Origin of the sequence: Nonomuraea sediminis (genome assembly GCF_018531495.1) — a bacterium.
Classification (GTDB): domain Bacteria; phylum Actinomycetota; class Actinomycetes; order Streptosporangiales; family Streptosporangiaceae; genus Nonomuraea; species Nonomuraea sediminis.
Genome location: NZ_JAHDTI010000005.1, coordinates 456,476 through 475,859, shown reverse-complemented (window position 1 = coordinate 475,859; position 19,384 = coordinate 456,476). Strand labels below are relative to the sequence as shown.

The 19,384-nt window shown below is 70.3% G+C and carries 14 protein-coding genes; 11 read left to right on the top strand and 3 right to left on the bottom strand.

Annotated elements, in window-relative coordinates:
* Window positions 1-27: 27 nt before the first annotated feature.
* From KIK09_RS26905 to aceB, 3 genes are read right to left on the bottom strand one after another with little or no spacing between them, the layout of a single operon-like run.
* Window positions 28-1,200 carry an FAD-binding oxidoreductase gene (locus KIK09_RS26905; RefSeq protein WP_214322122.1) on the bottom strand — a complete coding sequence of 391 codons (1,173 nt, stop codon included), beginning with the start codon at window positions 1,198-1,200 and terminating at the stop codon, window positions 28-30.
* Complete coding sequence (locus KIK09_RS26900) at window positions 1,200-2,666, bottom strand: FAD-linked oxidase C-terminal domain-containing protein (protein ID WP_214322121.1); 1,467 nt, start codon at window positions 2,664-2,666, stop codon at window positions 1,200-1,202. Before KIK09_RS26900 ends, KIK09_RS26905 begins: the two co-directional genes overlap by 1 nt.
* Entirely contained in the window at window positions 2,617-4,188 is a 1,572-nt protein-coding gene (gene aceB / locus KIK09_RS26895; RefSeq protein ID WP_214322120.1) for a malate synthase A, read from the bottom strand. The genes KIK09_RS26900 and aceB overlap by 50 nt, the downstream gene beginning before the upstream one ends.
* Before the next feature lie 142 nt (window positions 4,189-4,330).
* Between aceB and KIK09_RS26890 the strand changes: the two genes are divergently transcribed.
* The 11 genes from KIK09_RS26890 to KIK09_RS26840 all read left to right on the top strand — a co-directional run bounded on the left by KIK09_RS26890 (window position 4,331) and on the right by KIK09_RS26840 (window position 19,226).
* Window positions 4,331-5,020, top strand: a complete 690-nt coding sequence (locus KIK09_RS26890; protein WP_214322119.1) for a DUF4097 family beta strand repeat-containing protein — start codon at window positions 4,331-4,333, stop codon at window positions 5,018-5,020.
* 63 nt (window positions 5,021-5,083) lie between these two features.
* Window positions 5,084-6,493 carry a GTPase HflX gene (gene hflX, locus KIK09_RS26885; RefSeq protein ID WP_214322118.1) on the top strand — a complete coding sequence of 470 codons (1,410 nt, stop codon included), beginning with the start codon at window positions 5,084-5,086 and terminating at the stop codon, window positions 6,491-6,493.
* Window positions 6,494-6,882: 389 nt separating this feature from the next.
* Window positions 6,883-8,091, top strand: a complete 1,209-nt coding sequence (gene hutI / locus KIK09_RS26880) for an imidazolonepropionase (RefSeq protein ID WP_214322117.1) — start codon at window positions 6,883-6,885, stop codon at window positions 8,089-8,091.
* Window positions 8,092-8,380: 289 nt separating this feature from the next.
* Window positions 8,381-9,085, top strand: a complete 705-nt coding sequence (locus tag KIK09_RS26875; protein ID WP_308164299.1) for a DegV family protein — start codon at window positions 8,381-8,383, stop codon at window positions 9,083-9,085.
* A gap of 474 nt (window positions 9,086-9,559) precedes the next feature.
* Window positions 9,560-10,267, top strand: coding sequence for a ComEA family DNA-binding protein (locus tag KIK09_RS26870; protein ID WP_214322115.1), 708 nt, complete (start codon window positions 9,560-9,562; stop codon window positions 10,265-10,267).
* Window positions 10,268-11,672: 1,405 nt separating this feature from the next.
* Window positions 11,673-14,168: a ComEC/Rec2 family competence protein gene (locus tag KIK09_RS26865; protein WP_214322114.1), complete on the top strand. Its 2,496-nt coding sequence runs from the start codon at window positions 11,673-11,675 to the stop codon at window positions 14,166-14,168.
* An 88-nt stretch (window positions 14,169-14,256) separates the two neighbouring features.
* Window positions 14,257-15,360: a DUF6907 domain-containing protein gene (locus KIK09_RS26860; RefSeq protein WP_214322113.1), complete on the top strand. Its 1,104-nt coding sequence runs from the start codon at window positions 14,257-14,259 to the stop codon at window positions 15,358-15,360.
* A 78-nt stretch (window positions 15,361-15,438) separates the two neighbouring features.
* A complete protein-coding gene (locus tag KIK09_RS26855) occupies window positions 15,439-15,780 on the top strand; it encodes a hypothetical protein (RefSeq protein WP_214322112.1) in 342 nt (113 codons plus the stop codon).
* Complete coding sequence (locus tag KIK09_RS26850; protein WP_214322111.1) at window positions 15,777-16,082, top strand: hypothetical protein; 306 nt, start codon at window positions 15,777-15,779, stop codon at window positions 16,080-16,082. Before KIK09_RS26855 ends, KIK09_RS26850 begins: the two co-directional genes overlap by 4 nt.
* A gap of 82 nt (window positions 16,083-16,164) precedes the next feature.
* Complete coding sequence (locus KIK09_RS26845) at window positions 16,165-17,061, top strand: hypothetical protein (protein ID WP_214322110.1); 897 nt, start codon at window positions 16,165-16,167, stop codon at window positions 17,059-17,061.
* Window positions 17,058-19,226: a hypothetical protein gene (locus KIK09_RS26840; protein ID WP_214322109.1), complete on the top strand. Its 2,169-nt coding sequence runs from the start codon at window positions 17,058-17,060 to the stop codon at window positions 19,224-19,226. The genes KIK09_RS26845 and KIK09_RS26840 overlap by 4 nt, the downstream gene beginning before the upstream one ends.
* Window positions 19,227-19,384 lie beyond the last annotated feature (158 nt).

Here is a 19,384-nt window from a genome sequence, read left to right as displayed (position 1 = left end):
CTCTCCGGGCCGGCTCGCCGCTCCACGTCAGATCCCTCCCACGAAACGGCCGGGAGACATCCTGCGCCCGGGATCGAACTGCTCTTTCACGCGCCGCATCAGCGCCAGCCCCGGCACCTCGCCGTAGCGGTCGATGTCCTGGTACGGCGAGGCCGTCACGGTGACCACGGCCACCCGCTTGCGCAGCCCGGCGACGGCCGCGGCCAGCTCGTCCTTGGTCGGCTCGCCCGAGGCCTCCAGGTGGAAGCGCCCGGTCACGGGGGACCCGCGCAGCGACAGCCCGGTGTCGCGCACCGCGTCCAGCGTCTCGCCCACCTGGCCGGGCAGGCAGCGCAGGTCGATCAGCACGTCGTCGTTGACGATCAGCCCCCACCACGGCGGCGGCACGTCGCCGATCTCGCCCCCGACCAGGGCGTTCAGCGCGTCGGCGCGGGCACGGGCGGTGGCGCCCTCGACCAGCACGGCCAGGGTGACGGGCCCGCGCGGGTCGAGCCAGTCGATCTCGACCGCGCTCGGCTCGGCCTGTGCGGCCGCCAGCGAGCCCGCGAGCCCTTGCACGTCCTCGGCAGCCACCTCGGCGGTGATCCACACGCGCTCGGCGGGCAGCGGGTGCAGCCGGAACGTGGCTTCGGCGATCACGCCGAGCGTGCCGTAGGAGCCGGTGAAGAGCTTGCCCAGGTCGTAGCCGGCGACGTTCTTGACCACCTTGCCGCCCGATCGGGCGACGGTGCCGTCGGCCAGCACGACGGTGATGCCGATCAGCAGGTCGCGCGGCCCGCCGTAACGGAAGGAGCGGGGGCCCGCGGTCGCGGTGGCCAGCGTGCCGCCGACGGTCGTGTTCTCCATGAACGGCACGTCAAGCGCCAGCTCCTGGCCCGAGGCGGCCAGCCGCTCGGCCAGCGCGTCCATCGTGAGGCCCGCCTGGACGCGCACCACCAGGTCGCCGGATGCGTGCTCGAGCACCTCGTTCATGCAGCACAGGTCGAGCAGCACGTCGCACCGCTCGGGCGGCGCGCCCCAGTGCAGCTTGGTGCCGCCGCCCGCGGGCACGACCGCCAGGTCCTCCTCGGCGCAGGCCCGCAGCACGGCGGCGATCTCCTCCACCGACTCCGGCATCGCCACCCAGCGAGGCAGGACTCCGCCGACCGCGTCCTCCTCGTCGGCGTCGCGCACCGTCACACCGGTGTCGGCCAGCTTCATCAGAATTGCTCCGCCTTCCCCGATTCGACCAGCGGGTGGACGCCCTTGCGGACGCCCGGGACCTCGCCGCACAGGCGTGGGGTGGGGAAGACCTTGCCCGGGTTGGACAGGCTCTTCGGGTCGAAAGCACAACGGACCAGCTGCATCGTGTCGAGATCATCCTCCGAGAACATCTTCGGCATATATCGGGACTTGTCCACCCCGACGCCGTGCTCGCCCGTGATCGAGCCGCCGTGCTCGATGCACAGGTCCAGGATGCGTCCCGACACCGTCTCCGCCCGCTCGCCCGCTCCCGCCTCGGCGTCGTCGAAGAGCACCAGCGGGTGCAGGTTGCCGTCGCCGGCGTGGAAGACGTTGGCCACCCGGATCCCGTACTCGGCGGACAGCTCGTCGATCGCCGCGAGCACCCGCCCGAGCGAGGTGCGCGGGACGACGCCGTCCTGCACGATGTAGGCCGGGCTGATGCGGCCCACCGCGGCGAAGGCCGACTTGCGCCCCTTCCAGATCGCGGCCCGCTCGGCCGCGTCCTCGGCCACGCGCAGCTCGAACGCGCCCGAGCAGATCTCCTCGAGCTGCTCGAACTGCCGTGCCACCTCGGCCTCCGGCCCGTCCAGCTCCACGATCAGCACGGCTCCCGCGCCTTCCGGGTACCGGCAGGCCACGGCGGCCTCCGCGGCCTCGATGGCCAGCGCGTCCATCATCTCGATCGCCGCGGGGACGATGCCCGCCCCGATGATCGCCGACACGGCCCGCCCGCCGTGCTCGATGCTGTCGAAGGCCGCGAGCACGGTCGTGACGGACTCGGGTGTTCGGCTGAGCCGTACCGTGATCCTGGTGGCGATGCCGAGCGTGCCCTCGGAGCCGATGAAGGCGCCGAGCAGGTCGTAGCCCGGGTTCATCCGGTCGAGCGTGACCAGGTCGCCGTCGGGGGTGACGATCTCGCACGCCTCCACGTGGTTGACCGTGAAGCCGTACTTCAGGCAGTGGGCGCCGCCGGAGTTCTCCGCGACGTTGCCGCCGATCGAGCAGATCTGCTGGCTCGAGGGGTCGGGCGCGTAGTAGTAGCCCTGGTCGCGCACGGCCTCGGTGATCGCCAGGTTCGTCACGCCCGGCTCGACGACGGCCCGCCGGTTGGGCAGGTCGATCTCCAGGATGTGGCGCATCTTGGAGGTGACGATGAGCACGCCGTCCTCGCGGGGGAGCGCGCCGCCCGACAGGCCGGTGCCGGAGCCGCGGGCCACGAACGGCACGCCGTACTCATTGCAGATCCGCACGATCGCGGCGATCTGCTCGGCCGTGTCGGGCAGCGTCACGACGCCGGGGGTGGCCCGGTGGTGGGTCAGGCCGTCGCACTCGTAGGTGCGCAGCCTGACCGGGTCGGTGATGACCGCGTGCTCGCCGAGCAGCGCGGTCAGGTCACGGCATACGGGCGTAAGCGGGGAGGGTGAGGAACTCGGCGAAGTCATCGTTGAGAGCGACCTCCTTGAACAATGCCTCAGCCTGACCGTACAGCTCCGCGTCGTGTCCCGGCTCGGTCGCGATCTTGGCCAGCTCCTCGGCGATGATCTGCTCCACCAGCTCGCGGGTGATCTGGGCACCCGTGTCGGTGAGCGTGACGTCGTTGTGTATCCACTGCCAGATCTGCGAGCGCGAGATCTCGGCGGTGGCCGCGTCCTCCATCAGGTTGTGGATCGCCACCGCGCCCAGCCCGCCCATCCAGGCGGCCAGGTAGCGCAGCGCCACGTCGACGTTGTTGCGCAGGCCCGTCTCGGTGATGTCGCCCGGCTGGACGTTGAGCAGGTCGGCGGCCGAGACCTGGACGTCCTCGCGCAGCCGGTCGAGCTGGTTGGGCCTGTCGCCGAGCACGCCGTCGAACACCTCGCGGCAGACGGGCACCAGGTCGGGGTGCGCGACCCAGGAGCCGTCGAAGCCGTCGCCCGACTCGCGCGTCTTGTCCGCGGTGACCTTCTCCAGCGCCTTGGCGTTGACCTCGGGATCCCTGCGGCTGGGGATGAAGGCCGCCATGCCGCCGATGGCGTGCGCGCCGCGCTTGTGGCAGCTGCGGACCAGCAGCTCGGTGTAGGCGCGCATGAACGGCGCGGTCATCGTGACCGCGTTCCGCTCGGGCAGCAGGAACTCGCGGCCGCGGGTGCGGAACTTCTTGATCACGCTGAACAGGTAGTCCCAGCGGCCGGCGTTGAGCCCGGCCGAGTGGTCGCGCAGCTCGTAGAGGATCTCCTCCATCTCGAAGGCCGCGGGGTAGGTCTCGATCAGTACGGTGGCCCTGATGGTGCCCTGGGGGATCCCCAGCAGGTCCTGGGCGCGCACGAAGACGTCGTTCCAGAGGCGGGCCTCCAGGTGCGACTCCATCTTGGGCAGGTAGAAGTAGGGGCCCTTGCCCTTGGCGAGCTGCCGCTTGGCGCAGTGGAAGAAGTAGAGGCCGAAGTCGAACAGCGAGGCCGAGACGGGCTCGCCGTCGACCAGCGCGTGCTTCTCCGGCAGGTGCCAGCCGCGCGGGCGCACCACGATCGTGGCCAGTTCCTCGTCGGGCCGCAGCTCGTAGCGCTTGTCGCCGGTCTCGAAGTCGATCGTGCGGTCCAGCGCGGAACGCAGGTTGAGCTGGCCGGACACGCAGTTGTCCCAGAGCGGGGAGTTGGCGTCCTCGAAGTCGGCCAGCCAGACCTTGGCGCCGGAGTTGAGCGCGTTGATGGTCATCTTGCGGTCGACCGGGCCGGTGATCTCGACGCGGCGGTCCTCCAGCCCGGGCGCGGGCGGGGCGACGCGCCACTGGCCCTCGCGGATCTCCTTGGTGTCGGGCAGGAAGTCGAGGGTGCCCCCGGCTGACAGGTCGGCCTGCCGTACCTGGCGGGCGTCAAGCAGTTCCAGGCGGCGAGCGCCGAACTCGCGCTGCAGCGTCTCCAGGAACCCCAGCGCCTGGGGAGTGAGGATCTCGTCGAACCCGTCGAGCATCGGGCCGGTGATCTCCATGTGGCCTCTTTTCCGCTTTGTGGAAAATAGCTTCTGAATTATGGAAGTGAAGCTACTTCATGGGTCGGCAGGGGTCAAAGGTGGGGTTCCCCCCGGGTGATCCCTGATGCCCGCGGCGTGACGGCGCGGAAGGATTCCGGTTATGAGGACCATGGTGATCGCGGGCGGCCTGCTCGCGTCGGCGCTGCTGCTCACGGGGTGTGGACTGAAGAGCATCGGCGGGCCGACGAACCAGGAGACGCAGAACTACCAGGTCACCGACAAGGTGACCGCGCTGCAGCTGAAGAGCGGCTCGGGCGACAGCGTGATCAGCGAGTACGACGGCACGGCCATCCGCGTGACCGAGACGCTGCAGTGGCGCGACAACAAGCCCAAGCCGCAGCACAAGGTCAACGGCGACACGCTGTTCATGACCTACGACTGCCCGGCCAACTGGGGCAGCTGCAGCGTCGACTACAAGATCGAGATCCCCAAGGGCGTCAAGCTCGACGCCGACGCCGGATCCGGCAACCTGACGCTGCGCTCGCTGACCGGCGACCTGACGCTGAACGCGGGCTCGGGGGACATCGACGGGTCGGCGCTCGGCGGCAAGAAGGTCTTCGCCGAGAACGGTTCCGGCAACATCGAGTTGAAGTACGCCACACAGCCTGACAATGTGGACATGAAGAACGGATCCGGCGATATCACCCTGCGTGTGCCGAACGGCTCCTATGACGTCAAGACCCACGTGGGTTCCGGGGACAAGAAGGTCTCCCTGCCCAGCGACTCCGGTTCCTCGCACAAGATCTCGCTGGACGTCGGATCCGGCGACGTGGACGTGGCAGCAGGATAACCAGGTGACGAGGGACGTCCAGCGGGGGATGATTCTGTTGCGTCCAGACGTTCCCTATTAGAGATGACACGAATGCACCCTGAATTCGACACCGGCGAGATGGACCTGGAGGAGCGTCAGGCGCTGCGCCGCGTGGCGGGTCTGTCCACCGAACTCGTAGACATCACCGAGGTCGAGTACCGGCAGCTGCGGCTCGAGCGGGTGGTCCTGGTGGGCGTCTGGACCTCCGGCACGGCCGTCGACGCGGACAACTCCCTGATGGAGCTGAAGCTGCTGGCGGAGACCGCCGGCTCCCAGGTCCTCGAGGGCCTGATCCAGCGCCGCCAGAAGCCCGACCCCGCCACCTACATCGGCTCCGGCAAGGCGCAGGAGCTGCTCGACGTGGTCGAGTCGACCGGCGCCGACACCGTGATCTGCGACGGCGAGCTGACCCCCGGCCAGCTGCGCCAGCTCGAGGAGATCGTGAAGGTCAAGGTCATCGACCGGACCGCGCTGATCCTCGACATCTTCGCCCAGCACGCCAAGAGCCGCGAGGGCAAGGCCCAGGTCGAGCTCGCCCAGCTGCAGTACCTGCTGCCCCGCCTGCGTGGCTGGGGTGGCAACCTGTCCCGGCAGGTCGGCGGTCGGGCCGCGGGCGGCGTCGGCATCGGCGGCCGCGGCCCCGGTGAGACCAAGATCGAGCTGGACCGGCGGCGCATCCGCGAGCGGATGGCCAAGCTGCGGCGGCAGATCTCCGGCATGTCGGTGGCGCGCGAGACGATGCGCTCACACCGGGCCTCTCGCGAGGTTCCGGCCGTCGCCATCGCCGGATACACCAACGCCGGCAAGTCGTCCCTGCTCAACAGGCTGACCGGCGCCGGCGTGCTGGTGGAGGACGCGCTGTTCGCCACCCTCGACCCGACCGTGCGCCGCTCGCGCACGCCGGAGGGCCGGCTGTTCACCCTGGCCGACACGGTGGGCTTCGTCCGCCACCTGCCGCACCAGCTCGTCGAGGCGTTCCGCTCGACGCTGGAGGAGGTGGCCGACGCTGACCTGATCCTGCACGTGGTCGACGGTTCGCACCCCGACCCCGAGGGGCAGATCGCGGCGGTCCGCGAGGTGTTCGCCGACATCGACGGCGCGCTCGACGTGCCCGAGATCATCGTGGTCAACAAGGCCGACGCGGCCCCGCAGGAGACGATCGACCGGCTGGCCAGGCGCTTCGGCCAGGACAGCATCGTGGTCTCCGCGCGCACCGGCGCGGGCATCGGCGAGCTCATGCGGCTCATCGAGGAGCGGCTGCCCAGGCTCGACCACGAGGTGCACCTGCTGGTCCCGTACGACCGCGGCGACCTGATCTCGCGGGCGCACAAGGAGGGCGAGGTGCTCTCCGTCGAGCACGAGGCCGACGGGACGATCCTGCACGCCCGGGTGCTGCCCAGCCTGTTCCAGGAGCTGGAGAGGGTGGGCAAGCCGGTCGAGCGGGTGTCCTGACCTGACCTGAGAGGTACGGCGATGCGTCGCCGTACCTCTCAAAGCTGCACAAAAGCGGCAGTGGTCGTGTGCGGCCGGGGTTGCTACCATGAGCCAAGCCTTACGACACTAATGGCGCGGTTTCGGATGATGGCTGCTGTGAAGCATGAAGCATGCGGGGGCCACGGGGACGATTGGGCTTTCTTCCGAATAACCCTGTACAGCAAGCCGACCTGTGAAATAACGTAACTGAACTGAAATCGCCAGGATCATGAGTCTGGCGATAAGGTCACCGCAGTCTTACGCGGATGAGAGCAGGAGACCCCCATGTCGTCCGGACCCGGAGCGGACTCAGTGGGCGCGGCGGAGGCCGTGCGCTCTGTGCTGCGCTCTGTCCGTGGGGTGATGCGATGACCGTTCGCCTGCTGACCAACATCGGCCGCCTCTGGACCGGGAACGAGGTCCTCAGCAACGCGGCCATCCTTGTGCACAACGACCGCATCGCGTGGGTCGGCCGCGCGCCTGACCTCCCGCAGAGCGTGCCCGGGGTCGTCGACGACATCGTCGACGTCGACCACGTCGAGAACCTCGGCGGCGCGCTCGTCACGCCCGGCCTCATCGACGCTCACACCCATCCGGTCTACGCCGGTAACCGCTATGCGGAGCTGGCCATCCGCACCGGGGGCTCCACCTCCTCCGCGATCACCGCAGCGGGCGGCGGCGTCGGCTCCACGGTCACCGTGACCCGCGGCACCGACCCGTGGACCCTGTGCAACGGCGTGCGCGAGCGGCTGCGCTCCTGGCTGCTCAGCGGCACCACCACGGTCGAGGCCAAGACCGGCTACCACCTCACCCGCGACGGCGAGCTGGCCGACGTGCGGCTCCTGCGCGAGCTGGAGAAGGAGCCGATGATGCCGCGGGTGCACGTCACCTTCCTCGCGGCGCACGTGGTCCCGCCCGAATACTTCGGCCGCCAGCGCGAGTACGTCGAGGCCGTGGGCGCCTGGTGCGCCGACGCGGCCGCCGCCGGCGCCGACAGCGTGGACGTCTACTGCGACGAGGGCCACTTCACCACCGAGGAGTCCCGCTGGGTGCTGGCCTCCGGCCGCAACGTCGGCCTGCTGCCCCGCATCCACGCCGGCCTCTTCAGCCGCCGCGGCGCCATCCAGCTGGCCGCCGAGCTCGGCTGCGCCTCCGCCGACGGCCTGCACCACCTGTCCGACGAGGACATCGCCATCATGGCCCGGTACGGCGTGCCCGCGGTCGTGTGCCCCGCCACGGCGCAGCAGCGCGGCAACCTGCCGCCGGTCCGGCAGATGATCAAGCACGGCGTGCAGATCGCGCTCGGCAGCGACCACAACCCCGGATACTGTGGCATCACCTCGATGTCCCTGGTGATCGCGATGGCGGTCTCGGCGTTCGGGATGAGCGTCAACGACGCGCTGCGGGCGGCGACGCTGGGCGGTGCCACGGTGCTTGGCGCTCCCGACCGTGGGGTGCTGGCGCCCGGGCGGCTGGCCGACATCGTGCAGTGGGACGCCGACCATGAGGGCGCGTTCGCGTGGGCGTTCGGGTTGAAGCCGCGACGGGTGTGGCAGGGTGGGACGCCCGTTCAGTAGTCGTTAATCTCGGGGTATGCCGCCATCGGTCGCCGTTGTCACGGATTCCACGTCTTACCTGGTTGATGTGCCTGGGGTGTGGGTTATCCCCGTCCAAGTGATTTATGACGGTATTTCGTGGGATGAGGTTGATTTTCCGTTCGGGGTGCCCTCATCGGGGCGTGCGAACGGTCATCCCGCATCCGAGACCGAGGGCGCCGGTCATGCATCGCGCGGGACGGCCGTACCCGGCACTCGCTCCGCGAGTGCGGGGGCGCCCGAAGCCGGGCGTGCTCGGTCCTCGGTCGCCGTGTCGCAGGGGCGGGGACGTGGGTTCGCCGGCGCGACGACGTCCAGGCCCTCTCCCGAGCGCTTCCTGGCGCTCTTCCGCGACCTCGCCTCCCAGGGCTTCGAGGGGGTCGTCTCGATACACCTGTCGGCCGAGCTGTCCGGCACCGTCGAGGCCGCCCGGCTGGCCGCCGCCGAGGTCCCCATCCCAGTTGAGGTCGTCGACAGCCGCTCCATCGCGATGGGCCTCGGCTTCCCCGTCCTCGCGGCCGCCCGGGCGGCCGCCGCCGGTGAGCCCCTCGAGGCGGTCGCCGAAGCGGCCCGCCGTACCGGTGCCGCCACCCGCACGTTCTTCTACGTCGACACCCTCGACCACCTGCGCCGCAGCGGCCGCATCGGCACGGCGGCCTCCCTCGTCGGCTCGGCCCTGATGATCAAACCCCTCCTGCACATCACGGACGGCCGCATCCTTCCCCTGGAAAAGGTCCGTACGGCCTCGCGAGCCATCGCCCGCCTGGAGGACCTGGCGGTCCAAGCGGCCGGCTCGGCCCCCGTCGACATCGCCATCCAACACCTGGCGGCCCCCGACAAGGCCCAGTCCCTGGCCACCACCCTCCCCACCCGCATCCCCGCCCTCGCCGACCTCCGCACCGTGGAAATGGGTCCCGTGATCGGGATCCACGTAGGCCCCGGCATGCTGGGCCTCACCATCACCCCAGCCCTCTAGCCCCACCACCGGAGCGGGCTCACCAGCGCGCATCATCCTCCTCGGACCTAGTGCACTCACCGACCCGCACCCCCTCGGGGTGTTGCGCGTTCACTGGCCCACACCCCTCTGGGAGCTCTGCGCACTTGCCCTAACTCCTGGAAATCCGGACACCGGCTTGCCCGCACCCCCCTACGGCCTTGTGCGCCCATTTGCTCGCACCCTAGGTCTCTGCGCACCCACGTGTCCGCCTACCCCTACGCACTCACGTGCCCACGTACGCCCGTGCACCCACGTGCCCACGTACGCCCGTGCACCCACGTGCCCACGTACGCCCGCGCACTCACGTGCCCGCGCGTACCCCTGCGCACACAGCCCGTCCACACCCTGGTAACGGCCGCCTGCGCGTCCACAACCACCCGGCGGCGACCCCCACTATCCCCAGAACACGATTCGGCCCTGCCCGCCCCATCAACCCGTCCGTACCTTCATCCCGTGCGCGCGCCCGACCCGACATCCGAGCAGGCCATAGCCGAGTCCCGGCTACGGTCGATCACCACCCCGCACCGACCACCCCCTGACATTCCCCCAACCTTCCAAGCCTTCCGTACGGCAGGCATCACCGCCCCCACCAAACCTCGCGTCCGCATCCTGCTCGCCATAGCCGTGACCGCCGCAATCGTCGCGGCCATCTACGCCTGGCGCTCCCAGCCCGAGCCCCAACCCCTGCCCCCACCCCCAGCAGCAGCCCCCCAACCCGCCCCCTCCCCGAGCCCCACAGGCACAGTCACGATCGACATCACCGGCAAGGTCCGCAAACCCGGCGTCTGCACCCTCCCCACCGGCTCCCGAGTAACAGACGCCCTCCAAGCCGCAGGCGGCCTCCGCCAGGGCACCACCCCAGGCACCATCAACCTGGCCCGCCGCCTCATAGACGGCGAGCAGATCATCGTCGGCCCCCAACCCCCCGGAGCCCCACCCCCCAACCCCGCCCTCGCCGACCCATCCACGACCACGATCGACCTGAACACCGCCACCCTCGCCGAGCTCGAACAACTCCCAGGCGTAGGCGAGGTCCTGGCCGGCCGCATCCTCGACTACCGCACCACCCACGGCGGCTTCCACACCATCGACCAACTCAGAGAGATCTCCGGCATAGGCCCAAGAAAATTCGAAGCCCTCAAACCCAAGGTCCACGTCTAACCACCCCACATCCCCACCCCACCTCACCCCGACCCCGACCCTCGACCCCCGACCCGACCCCGACACCCGACCCGACCCCGACCCCCGACCCCCGACCCGGCCCCGACCGCGACCCCGACCGCGACCCCGACCACGACACCTCACCTCGACCCACACCCCTCCCCTGATCACCCGCCCCGCGCCTGCAGGCCGACCCACTTGGGCAACCACCGCCCCATCGTGACCTCGTTCACGGGAACGCTCACAACCCCGCGAAAGCTGGACCATCAACACGCTCTGATCGCCGTAGCCGCCTTCCTGATCACACTCGCCCCCGCCGCGAAGCATGCTCCGCATGAGCACCGACAACCACGCCCTGACCACGGCAGCCTCTCGCTGATTACGCTCGCCCCCTGCCGCGAAGCGCGCCCCGTTTTGACCGCCGACAACCATGCCCTGATCACGGCAGCCTCTCGCTGATTACGCTCGCCCCCTGCCGCGAAGCGCGCTCCGCTTTGACCGCCGACAACCACGTCCTGATCTCGGCAGCTCCTCCTCGATCACGTTTGCCACCTCGCTATGGGCGAGCCACCGCCCACCCCGATTCCAGTCGCGGCATCCCCGCCCGCGTCCCGCGCCTGATGCGCGATCCGCCATGGCCGTCGACACGCTCGACCCCTGCCGCCGAACTCTGACCACTGCCCAGGAGCCCATGCCTGCACCACCGAACCCCACCCATCCGCTCCCTGAGCGTCTGCGTGCACTCGCTCGCACCCTGCTTCCGGGACCAGGCGGCACGCGTCCCACCGCCACCACAGGAGGAGGCCCTGCCGCCACCGCAGGAGGAGGCCTTGACGCCGGGGCGGAGGAAGGCCATGCGGTGCGCTCGTGGGCACTCGTCCCGCCCGCCCTGGCGACGTGGGCCACCGCCCTGGCGCTCCTCGGAAGCTCACCAGGTACGGCCTTCGCGGTCGCCGCAGCGCTCACTGTGGCCACGGCAGTCGTCGCGATCATCGACGGGCCCCGCATCGCGCCCCGGACCCTTCGGCCCCGCGCGCGGAGGCAGCTGCCATGGGTCACCCCGTCCTCGCGGGAGGGGCGGCGATGGATCAGCCCGTCCCCGCGAAGGGTTCCCGCGTCCTCGCGGGAGTGGCGGCTGTGGGACAGCCAGTCCCCGCGAAGGGAGCTGCGAAGGGATCCCGTGTTCGCGTGGGAGTGGCGGCGATGGGTCAGCCCGTCCCCGCGAAGGGAGCTGCGAGGGGATCCCATGTTCGCGCGGAGGGGGCTGCGAAGGGTCAGCCCGCCCCCGCGAAGGGTTCCCGCGTTCGCACGGAGGTGGCGGCGATGGGTCAGCCCGTTCGCGCGGAGGTGGCTGCAGCGGGCTAGCCCGTCCATGCGGAAGTGGCTGCGACGGGTCAATGCGTCGATGGGCTGGCGATACGTGGTCGTCGGGCTGTTGGGCTGCATGGCGGCCACAGCGGGCGTCGTTGGATTCCAGATGTATGCGGTCACGACGGGCCCCGTTGCCGAGCTGGCGAAGCGTGGTTCGCAGGTGACGGCGGAGATCGTCCTGACCGACGATCCGAAGGTACGTGCCTCGAAGGGAGGCCGCTTCAAGCAGGAACGCGTGGTGGTCCCCGCCGACGTCGAGGTGATCGAGACGGGTTCGGTACGGCTGGCCGTACGCACGCCCGTCATCGTGTTCGCGAGCGGACACGAATGGCCCGGCCTGCTTCCGAGCCAGCGTCTACGGGTCACTGGGCGGCTGGCCAGGCCCGATGCTGGCGAGCTGGTCGGCGGCATCCTGCTGATGCACGGCCAGCCGCGCAGGCTGGGCGGCCTGTCGTGGGTGCAGACCGTGGCGGGCAGCTTCCGCGAGGGGCTCCGGGAGGCGTCCAACGTCCTGCCGGCCGACCAGCGAGGTCTCCTGCCCGGCCTCGTCGTCGGGGACGTCTCGCGCATGGACCCCCACGTGTCGGCGGACCTCAAAGAAGTGGGCCTGAGCCACCTGAACGCCGTAAGCGGCGCGAACCTCGCAATCGTCGCAGGCGCGGTGATCGCACTATCCCGCCTGGCCGGAGTCCCGCTCGCGTGGCGGGCCGTCCTGGCCGCCGCGGCGATGATCGCGTTCACGGTGATCGCCCGCCCGTCGCCCAGCGTCCTGCGAGCGCTCCTGATGGGCCTGATCGCAGCAACGGCCCTCGGCACGGGCCGAGCCAAGGACGGCCTCGCGGCCCTCTCGGCCGCGGTCCTGCTCCTGATCCTCTTCGATCCAGAACTAGCCCGTTCGTACGGCTTCGCCCTCTCGGTCGCAGCCACGGCAGGAATCCTCCTCCTGGCCCCACGCTGGCGATCCCACCTGACGCCCCACCACCCCGCCGCCCTGCCTCGCGGCTCCGCTATCTCGCCCGACCGCCCTGCTGCCCCGCCTCGCAGTTCCGCTGTTGCACCTCGCGGCTCGGCCACCTCGCGCTACCACCCCGCCGTCCCCCCTTCCGGTTCCGCCATCTCGCCTCCCGGTCCCGGCGAGCCGTCTCCCGGTTCCGCCGTCTCGCCTCGTGGCTCCGCCGTCCAGCCTCGCGGCTCCGTCACCTCGCGCTACCACCCCACCGTCCCGCCTCCCGATTCCGTCACCTCGCCTCGCGGTTCCGGCGGTCCATCTCGCGGTTCTGCCATCTCGGCCCACCACTCCGCCGTCCCGCCTCACGGCTCCACCGCCTCGCCTCACGGCTCCACCGCCCCTCACTACCGCAATCCCGCTGCCCAAGCCGGGAGTGTCCCGGAAACGGTGGATCTAGCCTCCTGTTCACCCCGACAGAAACTGCACGGTCTGCGGCATCTCCTGGGCGGACCTTCCCGTCGGGCAGGGAGTAGGCAGTCCTCGCCCCCGGGATCGGCGGGTCGGTGGGTGTGGCGGTGGGTCGGGGAGGCTGTGGCTGTGTCGGCCGCTGCAGAGGTGGCGGTTACGCCGGTTCTGGTCTTGATGTCGGGGCAGATCACGTTGGTTGCCGTGCCCGCGAATCTGCTGGCAGAGCCTGCGGTGGCGCCCGCGACGTTGCTGGGGTTCCTGGCCGCGTTGGTGGCGCCGGTGTGGCCGGAGGGGGCGCGGCTGCTGGTTGTGCCCGCCGGCTACGCCGTGGGGTGGATCATCGAGGTCGCGCGGTGGGCCGTGGGGATGCCGCTGGCGAGTGTGCCGTGGCCCGGCGGGTGGGTGGGGCTGGTCCTGCTCGGGGTGGCGGTGGCCGTGGCGATCGCCGTCTGGCGGCGGCGGGCTTGGCGGGCGGTCGTACTGACCGTGGCGGGTGCCGCGTTGGTGGCAGTGCTCGCCGTACGTCCTGTTCTTGCGCCCTGGCCACCCGAGGGGTGGTTGATGGTGGTTTGTGACGTGGGCCAAGGGGATGGGCTGGTGCTGGCCGCCGGGGAGGGCAGGGCCGTGGTGGTGGATACCGGGCCGGATCCGGATGTGATGGACAAGTGCCTTCGGCGGCTGGGGGTGCGGGATGTGCCGCTGGTCGTGCTCACGCACCCGCATGCCGATCACGTGGACGGGCTGCCGGGTGTGGTGCGCGGGCGGCGGGTTGGTGCGGTGGTCGTCAGTCCACGGCGTACGGCTCCGCAGGAAAGCGGGCGGATCGTGGCCGAGCTCGGCCAGTGGCATGTGCCGGAATGGGTGGCGAGTCCGGGCATGCACTGGGTGTTCGGGCCGTGCGAGCTGACTGTGCTGGCGCCCGACCCCGGGGCGGGTGAGATGGGCGGCCAGGGTGAGGGGAGCGTGATCAACAATTCCAGCGTCGTGATGCGGGCACGCTGGCGGGCGGGCTCGGTGCTGCTCGGCGGCGACGTGGAAACGGAGGCGCAGGCGGAGATCCTGCGCCGGGTCTCACCCGCGGCCGACATCTTGAAGGTGCCCCACCACAACTAGCACGGAGCACATCAAGAGACAAGACGGTCCCCGCCAGGTGCTGCGAACACCCGACGAGGACCTTGATCAGGAATCGAGCTCCTAATCCATGAACAATCGTACGGGCGGTCTCAACGAGGAGACCACCACCTCCCGCCAGTTCGACCCAGCTGCCCTCAGCGACAGGCAGCGCAGCGGCCACGCCTGCGTCATCTGCCACGCCGAGCCCGACGTGATGACCCCCCTCGGGTCGACCGTGCACGGCCAGGTCTTCGCCTGCGCCAGCCACACGGAACTCGTCACGTGCCCGTCCTGCTCGGCGCTGAACGACGCCAGGGACACCTGCCGCGGCTGCGGAACGCCGTTCGGCGAGGACCGCGCCGGCGCCGAGACGGTACAGGCCGAGCAGCCGGAGGCCGGGGACACGGTGTCCCCGGGCTGCCAGCCGTGGTGCGTGAGGCACGACGACGGTGACATCTGCACCGGCGCCGACCTGGACGCGGGCGACGTGTACGGCGGAGTTGTCGGCCTCACCTACACCCCCGACGAGGGGCACCGCGTCTACCTCGACCGGTGCGACGGCATGGAGCCCGAGCAGGCCCGCCAGTTCGCGCAGGCGATCCTCGCCCAGGTAGGCACGGCCGAGGCCCGTCAGGAGGAGATCCCGCCGATCTCGGAGGCGTGGGAGGAGAGCGCCCGCAAGGCCGGGGAGCGCGCCGCGTTTGAGGTACGGGCCGAGTACCGCGCGACGATGAGGGCGCAGGCCAACGACGACGGGCCCGCCTTCTGGTTGTCCACCTACCCGTGTCCGGACTGGTGCGAGTTCACCGAGATGCACCAGTCGTCCGACCACCCGGACGACCGCTCCCACACCGGCACCACTCACATGGTGGACCTGGTGAGCATGCCTCCGGTGCCCATGGTGTACGCGGACGGGACCCGGTTTGCCGCTCCCGCGCTGCACCTGTCCCTCATTCAGGAGGTGCGGGAGGTGGAGCCGCGGATCACGCTCAGCGACAGCGGCGACCAGCTCGAGATGCACCTGACGCTGGACGAGGCCGAGCAGGCGATCGCCATCCTGCAGAACTTGGTCGCCTCAGCGCGCGGCCGGGGCTGGGGTCCGGTCGTCACCCCGTTCGACCCGCAGGGCCGCTGCTCGGAGCCGTCCTGCACCGTCTGCAAGGCGACCAACGCCGCCACGGCGTCCTCATAGCACGGCGGCCCTCGGCCGGTGTTGGAGCACCGGCCGAGGGCCTGAACCCAGCCCCTGCCCTAACAGGAGATGGATCTAGTGGACAACGTACCGACCACTGGCCCCGCCTGCACCACGTACTCGTGGTGCAGGGCAACGCATCGGAGCGGCAGCACTCGTCACCGCCTCAACCTCGAGCTGATCGAACACCTCGACAACCGCGACTGCCTGATCGAGATCAACGTCATCGCCGACGGCGACACCCGGTTCGTGGAGGTGCTGTACACCCACCTCGACGGGACCGAGTACGCGCTGCGCCTGGCGCCGGAGGGGGCGAGCGTCCTGGCGTCGCTGATCGCGGCGTTCGACCGGCGCGGCATCCGCGAGCTCGGGACGCTGCTCGAGGAGGGCGCCCAGATGCTCAACGAGGACCGGCGATGAGCTGCCGATTCCCGTGGTGTGAGAGCACCCACCAGGCGGACGCGGCGCTGCATTACGTCATCGCGGAGCGGCTCGACTCGCTGACCGTGATCCCGATCGTCGCCGAGCAGCCCGGCACCGAGCCGGACGTGACGCGCGTCCGGCTGGTATTCCGCGTGGACGGACGCCAGCGGGAGCTGGACGTGACGCCGGAGGCCGCCGCCGACTGGTCCGAGCTGCTGGCCGCGGTCGACGTACGGGATCTGTCGGCCATCGCGCACGTGCTGTACCGGGCGGGTGTCCTGCTCGGCGCCAACCCCTGACCCTATGAGCCGGTCCCCGGCAGGCGACCCTACCGCCGCCGGGGACCTCAACCCATCCCCTGCAAGACCAGGAGTGGATCTGATGCCCAACCCTACGGATTCGGCGCTCGTGAAGCGCGACTGGATCCTCATCGTCACGGTCCTGGCCGTAGCCACCTCGACCGTCATCGCGTCGTTCACCGCACAATCCGGGCTCGGCGAGCTCGCCGGCTGGCGCGCGTTCGTCACCGTGTTCGACACGGCGGACCTGCACCTGTCGTGGCTGCTCCCGCTCACGGTCGACGCCTACGGTGTGGGCGCGACCCGGATCGCGACGAACAAGGCGCGGTACTCGGCGGAGGTGCGCAAGCAGGCGTTCGGGCATGCGCTCGCCGCCGTCGCTGTGTCGGTGCTCGCCAACGCCGTGTACCACCTGATCGAGGCGCACGTGATCGTGCTCGGCAGCTCAGCGTGGGTGCTCGTGGTCGCGGTCAGCATCGTCCCGCCAGTGGCGCTCGGCGGCCTGGCGCACCTCCTGAGCGTGGCCGCGCGGGATGAGATCGAGCCCGTGGCCGTCGTTGTACCTGCTGTACCTGAGCCGGTGGTGGCGCCCGTCGCGGTGGAGGCCGAGAGGGTCGCTGAGACCCCCTTGCCTACTGTCGCGGAGCCGGTGACGGTCGCCGCCGCGGCGGAGATCCCGCCCGCTGTACCTGACCCGATCCACGATGTACCTCCGCAGGTCAATGGCCATGACCTGACCGGTGAGTCAGGGCCGACACTGGCTCCCGTCGAGCCCGTGTTCTCCCACCAGGAACAGCCCGGTACGGAGTCGGAGCAGGACGACCCGCTCGGCCCGGTGGCGCTCAGCCGCTATCTGCCGGACCTCGTCGGTGGCGAGCTTCCAACCGTCCGGACGATCAAGGACGAGATGTCGGTAGGTACAGATCGGGCCCGGCGGCTGCAGACCTACCTCGGGCAGCTCGTCCAGGTATCGCGGTGAACGTTCCCGACACCGGGAGACTCACGGACCTGCCCGGCGTCGAGCCGGGCGGGGAGTTGGCCATGCCGACTGACGACGACATCGAGCCGGTCGAGGAGATCGTGGACGCCGAGCTCGTCGAGGAAGATGACCAGCCGGTCCAGACTCCCGTACGGCGGAGCCGGGACATCACCGTGCGCGTTGTCGGCCGCCTGGCTCACGCACCACGCTCGGAGCAGGCGCGGCGTGCCGGGCGCGGCGTGACCGGCGCCGCGGTGACCGTGCTGCAGGGCTGGCACTCGTGGCTGGTCAGGGCATGGGACGGGCTGACGCTGGGCGTCTACCGGCAGCAGATCCGTATCGCGCAGGCGACGGGCGACGCTGAGGCGCTGGCTGCGTGGATGGACCGCAGGCAGCATGCGGCCGATCGGCGGCACGCCAAGCTGATGGAGTTGCCGCTGCTGGTGGTCGGGCTGGCCAAGGCGACGGCCTTCATAGTCGCCGGCGTCATCGTCTTGCTGCTGGTGGTCTCGATCCTGGTCGCGGGGACGGGAGCGGGAGAGTTCGGCGACGTCTGGGCGTGGGCGGCCGGGGTCGTCCGCTGGCTGATCAGCGCCCTGCACCTGGCATGGAGCGTGCTAGTTGTCGCGCTGCCGGCGCTGCTGCTGCTGGCAGGGTGGCGGGAAGGGCGGCGGCGGGCCGAGCCGCCGCGCTGGCTGGTCAAGCCCCAGGAACAGTCCGAAGGCCGCCAGGTGGTGCCAGACGAGGGCGCGATCCTCGAGGCGCTGCGCAACCTGCCCATCGCCCCGCTGAACAAGGCGTTCAAGGCCGGGTGGCGGGCGCGGGTGGTGCTGCCCACGCAGCGCGACGGCAAGGGGTACCGCACGCAGCTGCAGCTACCGCCGGGCGTCACTGTCGAGATGATCACCCAGAAGAAGAAGGTGCTGGCGCACAACCTGGTCAGGCACGCCGTCGAGGTGTGGCCGACCGAGCCCAAGACGCAGCCCGGCATCCTGGATCTGTGGGTCGCCGACCAGGGATCACTGTCCGGGCCGGTCCCGGCGTGGCCGCTGCTCACCGAGGGCACCACCGACTACTTCAAAGGCGTTCCGCTGACCATCGACATCCGCGGCGACGTGGTGTTTGGCCGGTTGTTCGAGGCCAACTACGCGGTGGCCGGGATGATGGGCAGCGGCAAGAGCACGCTCATCATCACTCTGCTGCTGGGCGCGATGCTCGACCCGCTGGTGGTCATCGACACGTTCGTGCTGGCCACGAACGCCGACTACGACCCGATGCGGCCGAGGCTGGCCACCCTGCTGGCCGGGCCTGGAGACGATGTCGTGGCCGCCTGCATGGACACCCTGCGCGACATCCACGCCGACCTGACCATCCGCGGGCAGGCGCTGCAGGAGCACGGCGAGCGCGCCGTCAACCGCAACCTCGCCGAGAAAGACGAACGGCTACGCCCCCGCATTGTCGTGGTCGACGAGTGCCAGGGCCTGTTCATGCATCCGCTGCTGGGCGAGGAAGCCGCCGACCTCGCGGTGAAGACGATCAGCGTGGCGCGCAAGTACGCGGTGACATTCGTGTGGGCGACGCCCGAACCGTCCAGCACGTCGCTGCCGCGCCGCCTGATGGCCGTCACCTCGAACAAGGCGTGCTTCGCGATCGGCGACCAGCGCAGCAACGACGCCATCCTCGGCACCGGCTCCTACAAGGCCGGCATCTCCGCCGTCGACCTCGAGCCCAAGACGGCCGAGGGACCCGGCGACATCGGCACCTGCATGGCCCGCGGCTTCCAGTCCAAGCCAGGCCTGCTGCGCAGCTACTACATCGCCAAGGGCTCAGGCGTGGACGAGGTCACCCCTGTCGTGGAGCGGGCGCTGAAGCTCCAGGACGGCCTCTCGAGCGCCCGGCGGGCGCTGGGTGGCGGGCTGCAGGTGCGGGACCTGCTCGCGGACGTAGACACGGTCATGGGTGTCGACCCGGTCCCGGTCGCTGACCTGCCCGCGCTGCTGGCCAGGCTGGCGCCGAGCTGGTTGCCGTACCGGTCGCTGACCGGTAAGGAGCTGCGGGCGCAGCTGTCCGAGATGGGGGTGAAGGTGCCCTCGACCGGTAACCGGTGGCCCGTCTCTCCGCAGTCGGTGCGGGAGGCTCTGGCGCGGCGGGAGCGTGACGAATGAGCCGGGTTAAGTTAGCTCGCCCCGCCCCGCGAAACACGCCTCCACAGCCCTGCTGGAGGCGTTTCCAAGCACGGGCTAACTCGCCTCCGGACCTAACTTTCCGCAGGTCGGGCCGTTGGTTACACCTCCGCTGGTTGGGAGTTACCGATCTAACTCGT

What these genes read in the sequence shown, in the direction of transcription:
- KIK09_RS26905 (WP_214322122.1), bottom strand. Translation starts at nt 1,200, where the DNA reads ATGAAGCTGGCCGACACCGGTGTGACGGTGCGCGACGCCGACGAGGAG.
- KIK09_RS26900 (WP_214322121.1), bottom strand. Translation starts at nt 2,666, where the DNA reads ATGACTTCGCCGAGTTCCTCACCCTCCCCGCTTACGCCCGTATGCCGT.
- aceB (WP_214322120.1), bottom strand. Translation starts at nt 4,188, where the DNA reads ATGGAGATCACCGGCCCGATGCTCGACGGGTTCGACGAGATCCTCACT.
- KIK09_RS26890 (WP_214322119.1), top strand. Translation starts at nt 4,331, where the DNA reads ATGAGGACCATGGTGATCGCGGGCGGCCTGCTCGCGTCGGCGCTGCTG.
- hflX (WP_214322118.1), top strand. Translation starts at nt 5,084, where the DNA reads ATGACACGAATGCACCCTGAATTCGACACCGGCGAGATGGACCTGGAG.
- hutI (WP_214322117.1), top strand. Translation starts at nt 6,883, where the DNA reads ATGACCGTTCGCCTGCTGACCAACATCGGCCGCCTCTGGACCGGGAAC.
- KIK09_RS26865 (WP_214322114.1), top strand. Translation starts at nt 11,673, where the DNA reads ATGGGCTGGCGATACGTGGTCGTCGGGCTGTTGGGCTGCATGGCGGCC.
- KIK09_RS26860 (WP_214322113.1), top strand. Translation starts at nt 14,257, where the DNA reads ATGAACAATCGTACGGGCGGTCTCAACGAGGAGACCACCACCTCCCGC.
- KIK09_RS26850 (WP_214322111.1), top strand. Translation starts at nt 15,777, where the DNA reads ATGAGCTGCCGATTCCCGTGGTGTGAGAGCACCCACCAGGCGGACGCG.
- KIK09_RS26845 (WP_214322110.1), top strand. Translation starts at nt 16,165, where the DNA reads ATGCCCAACCCTACGGATTCGGCGCTCGTGAAGCGCGACTGGATCCTC.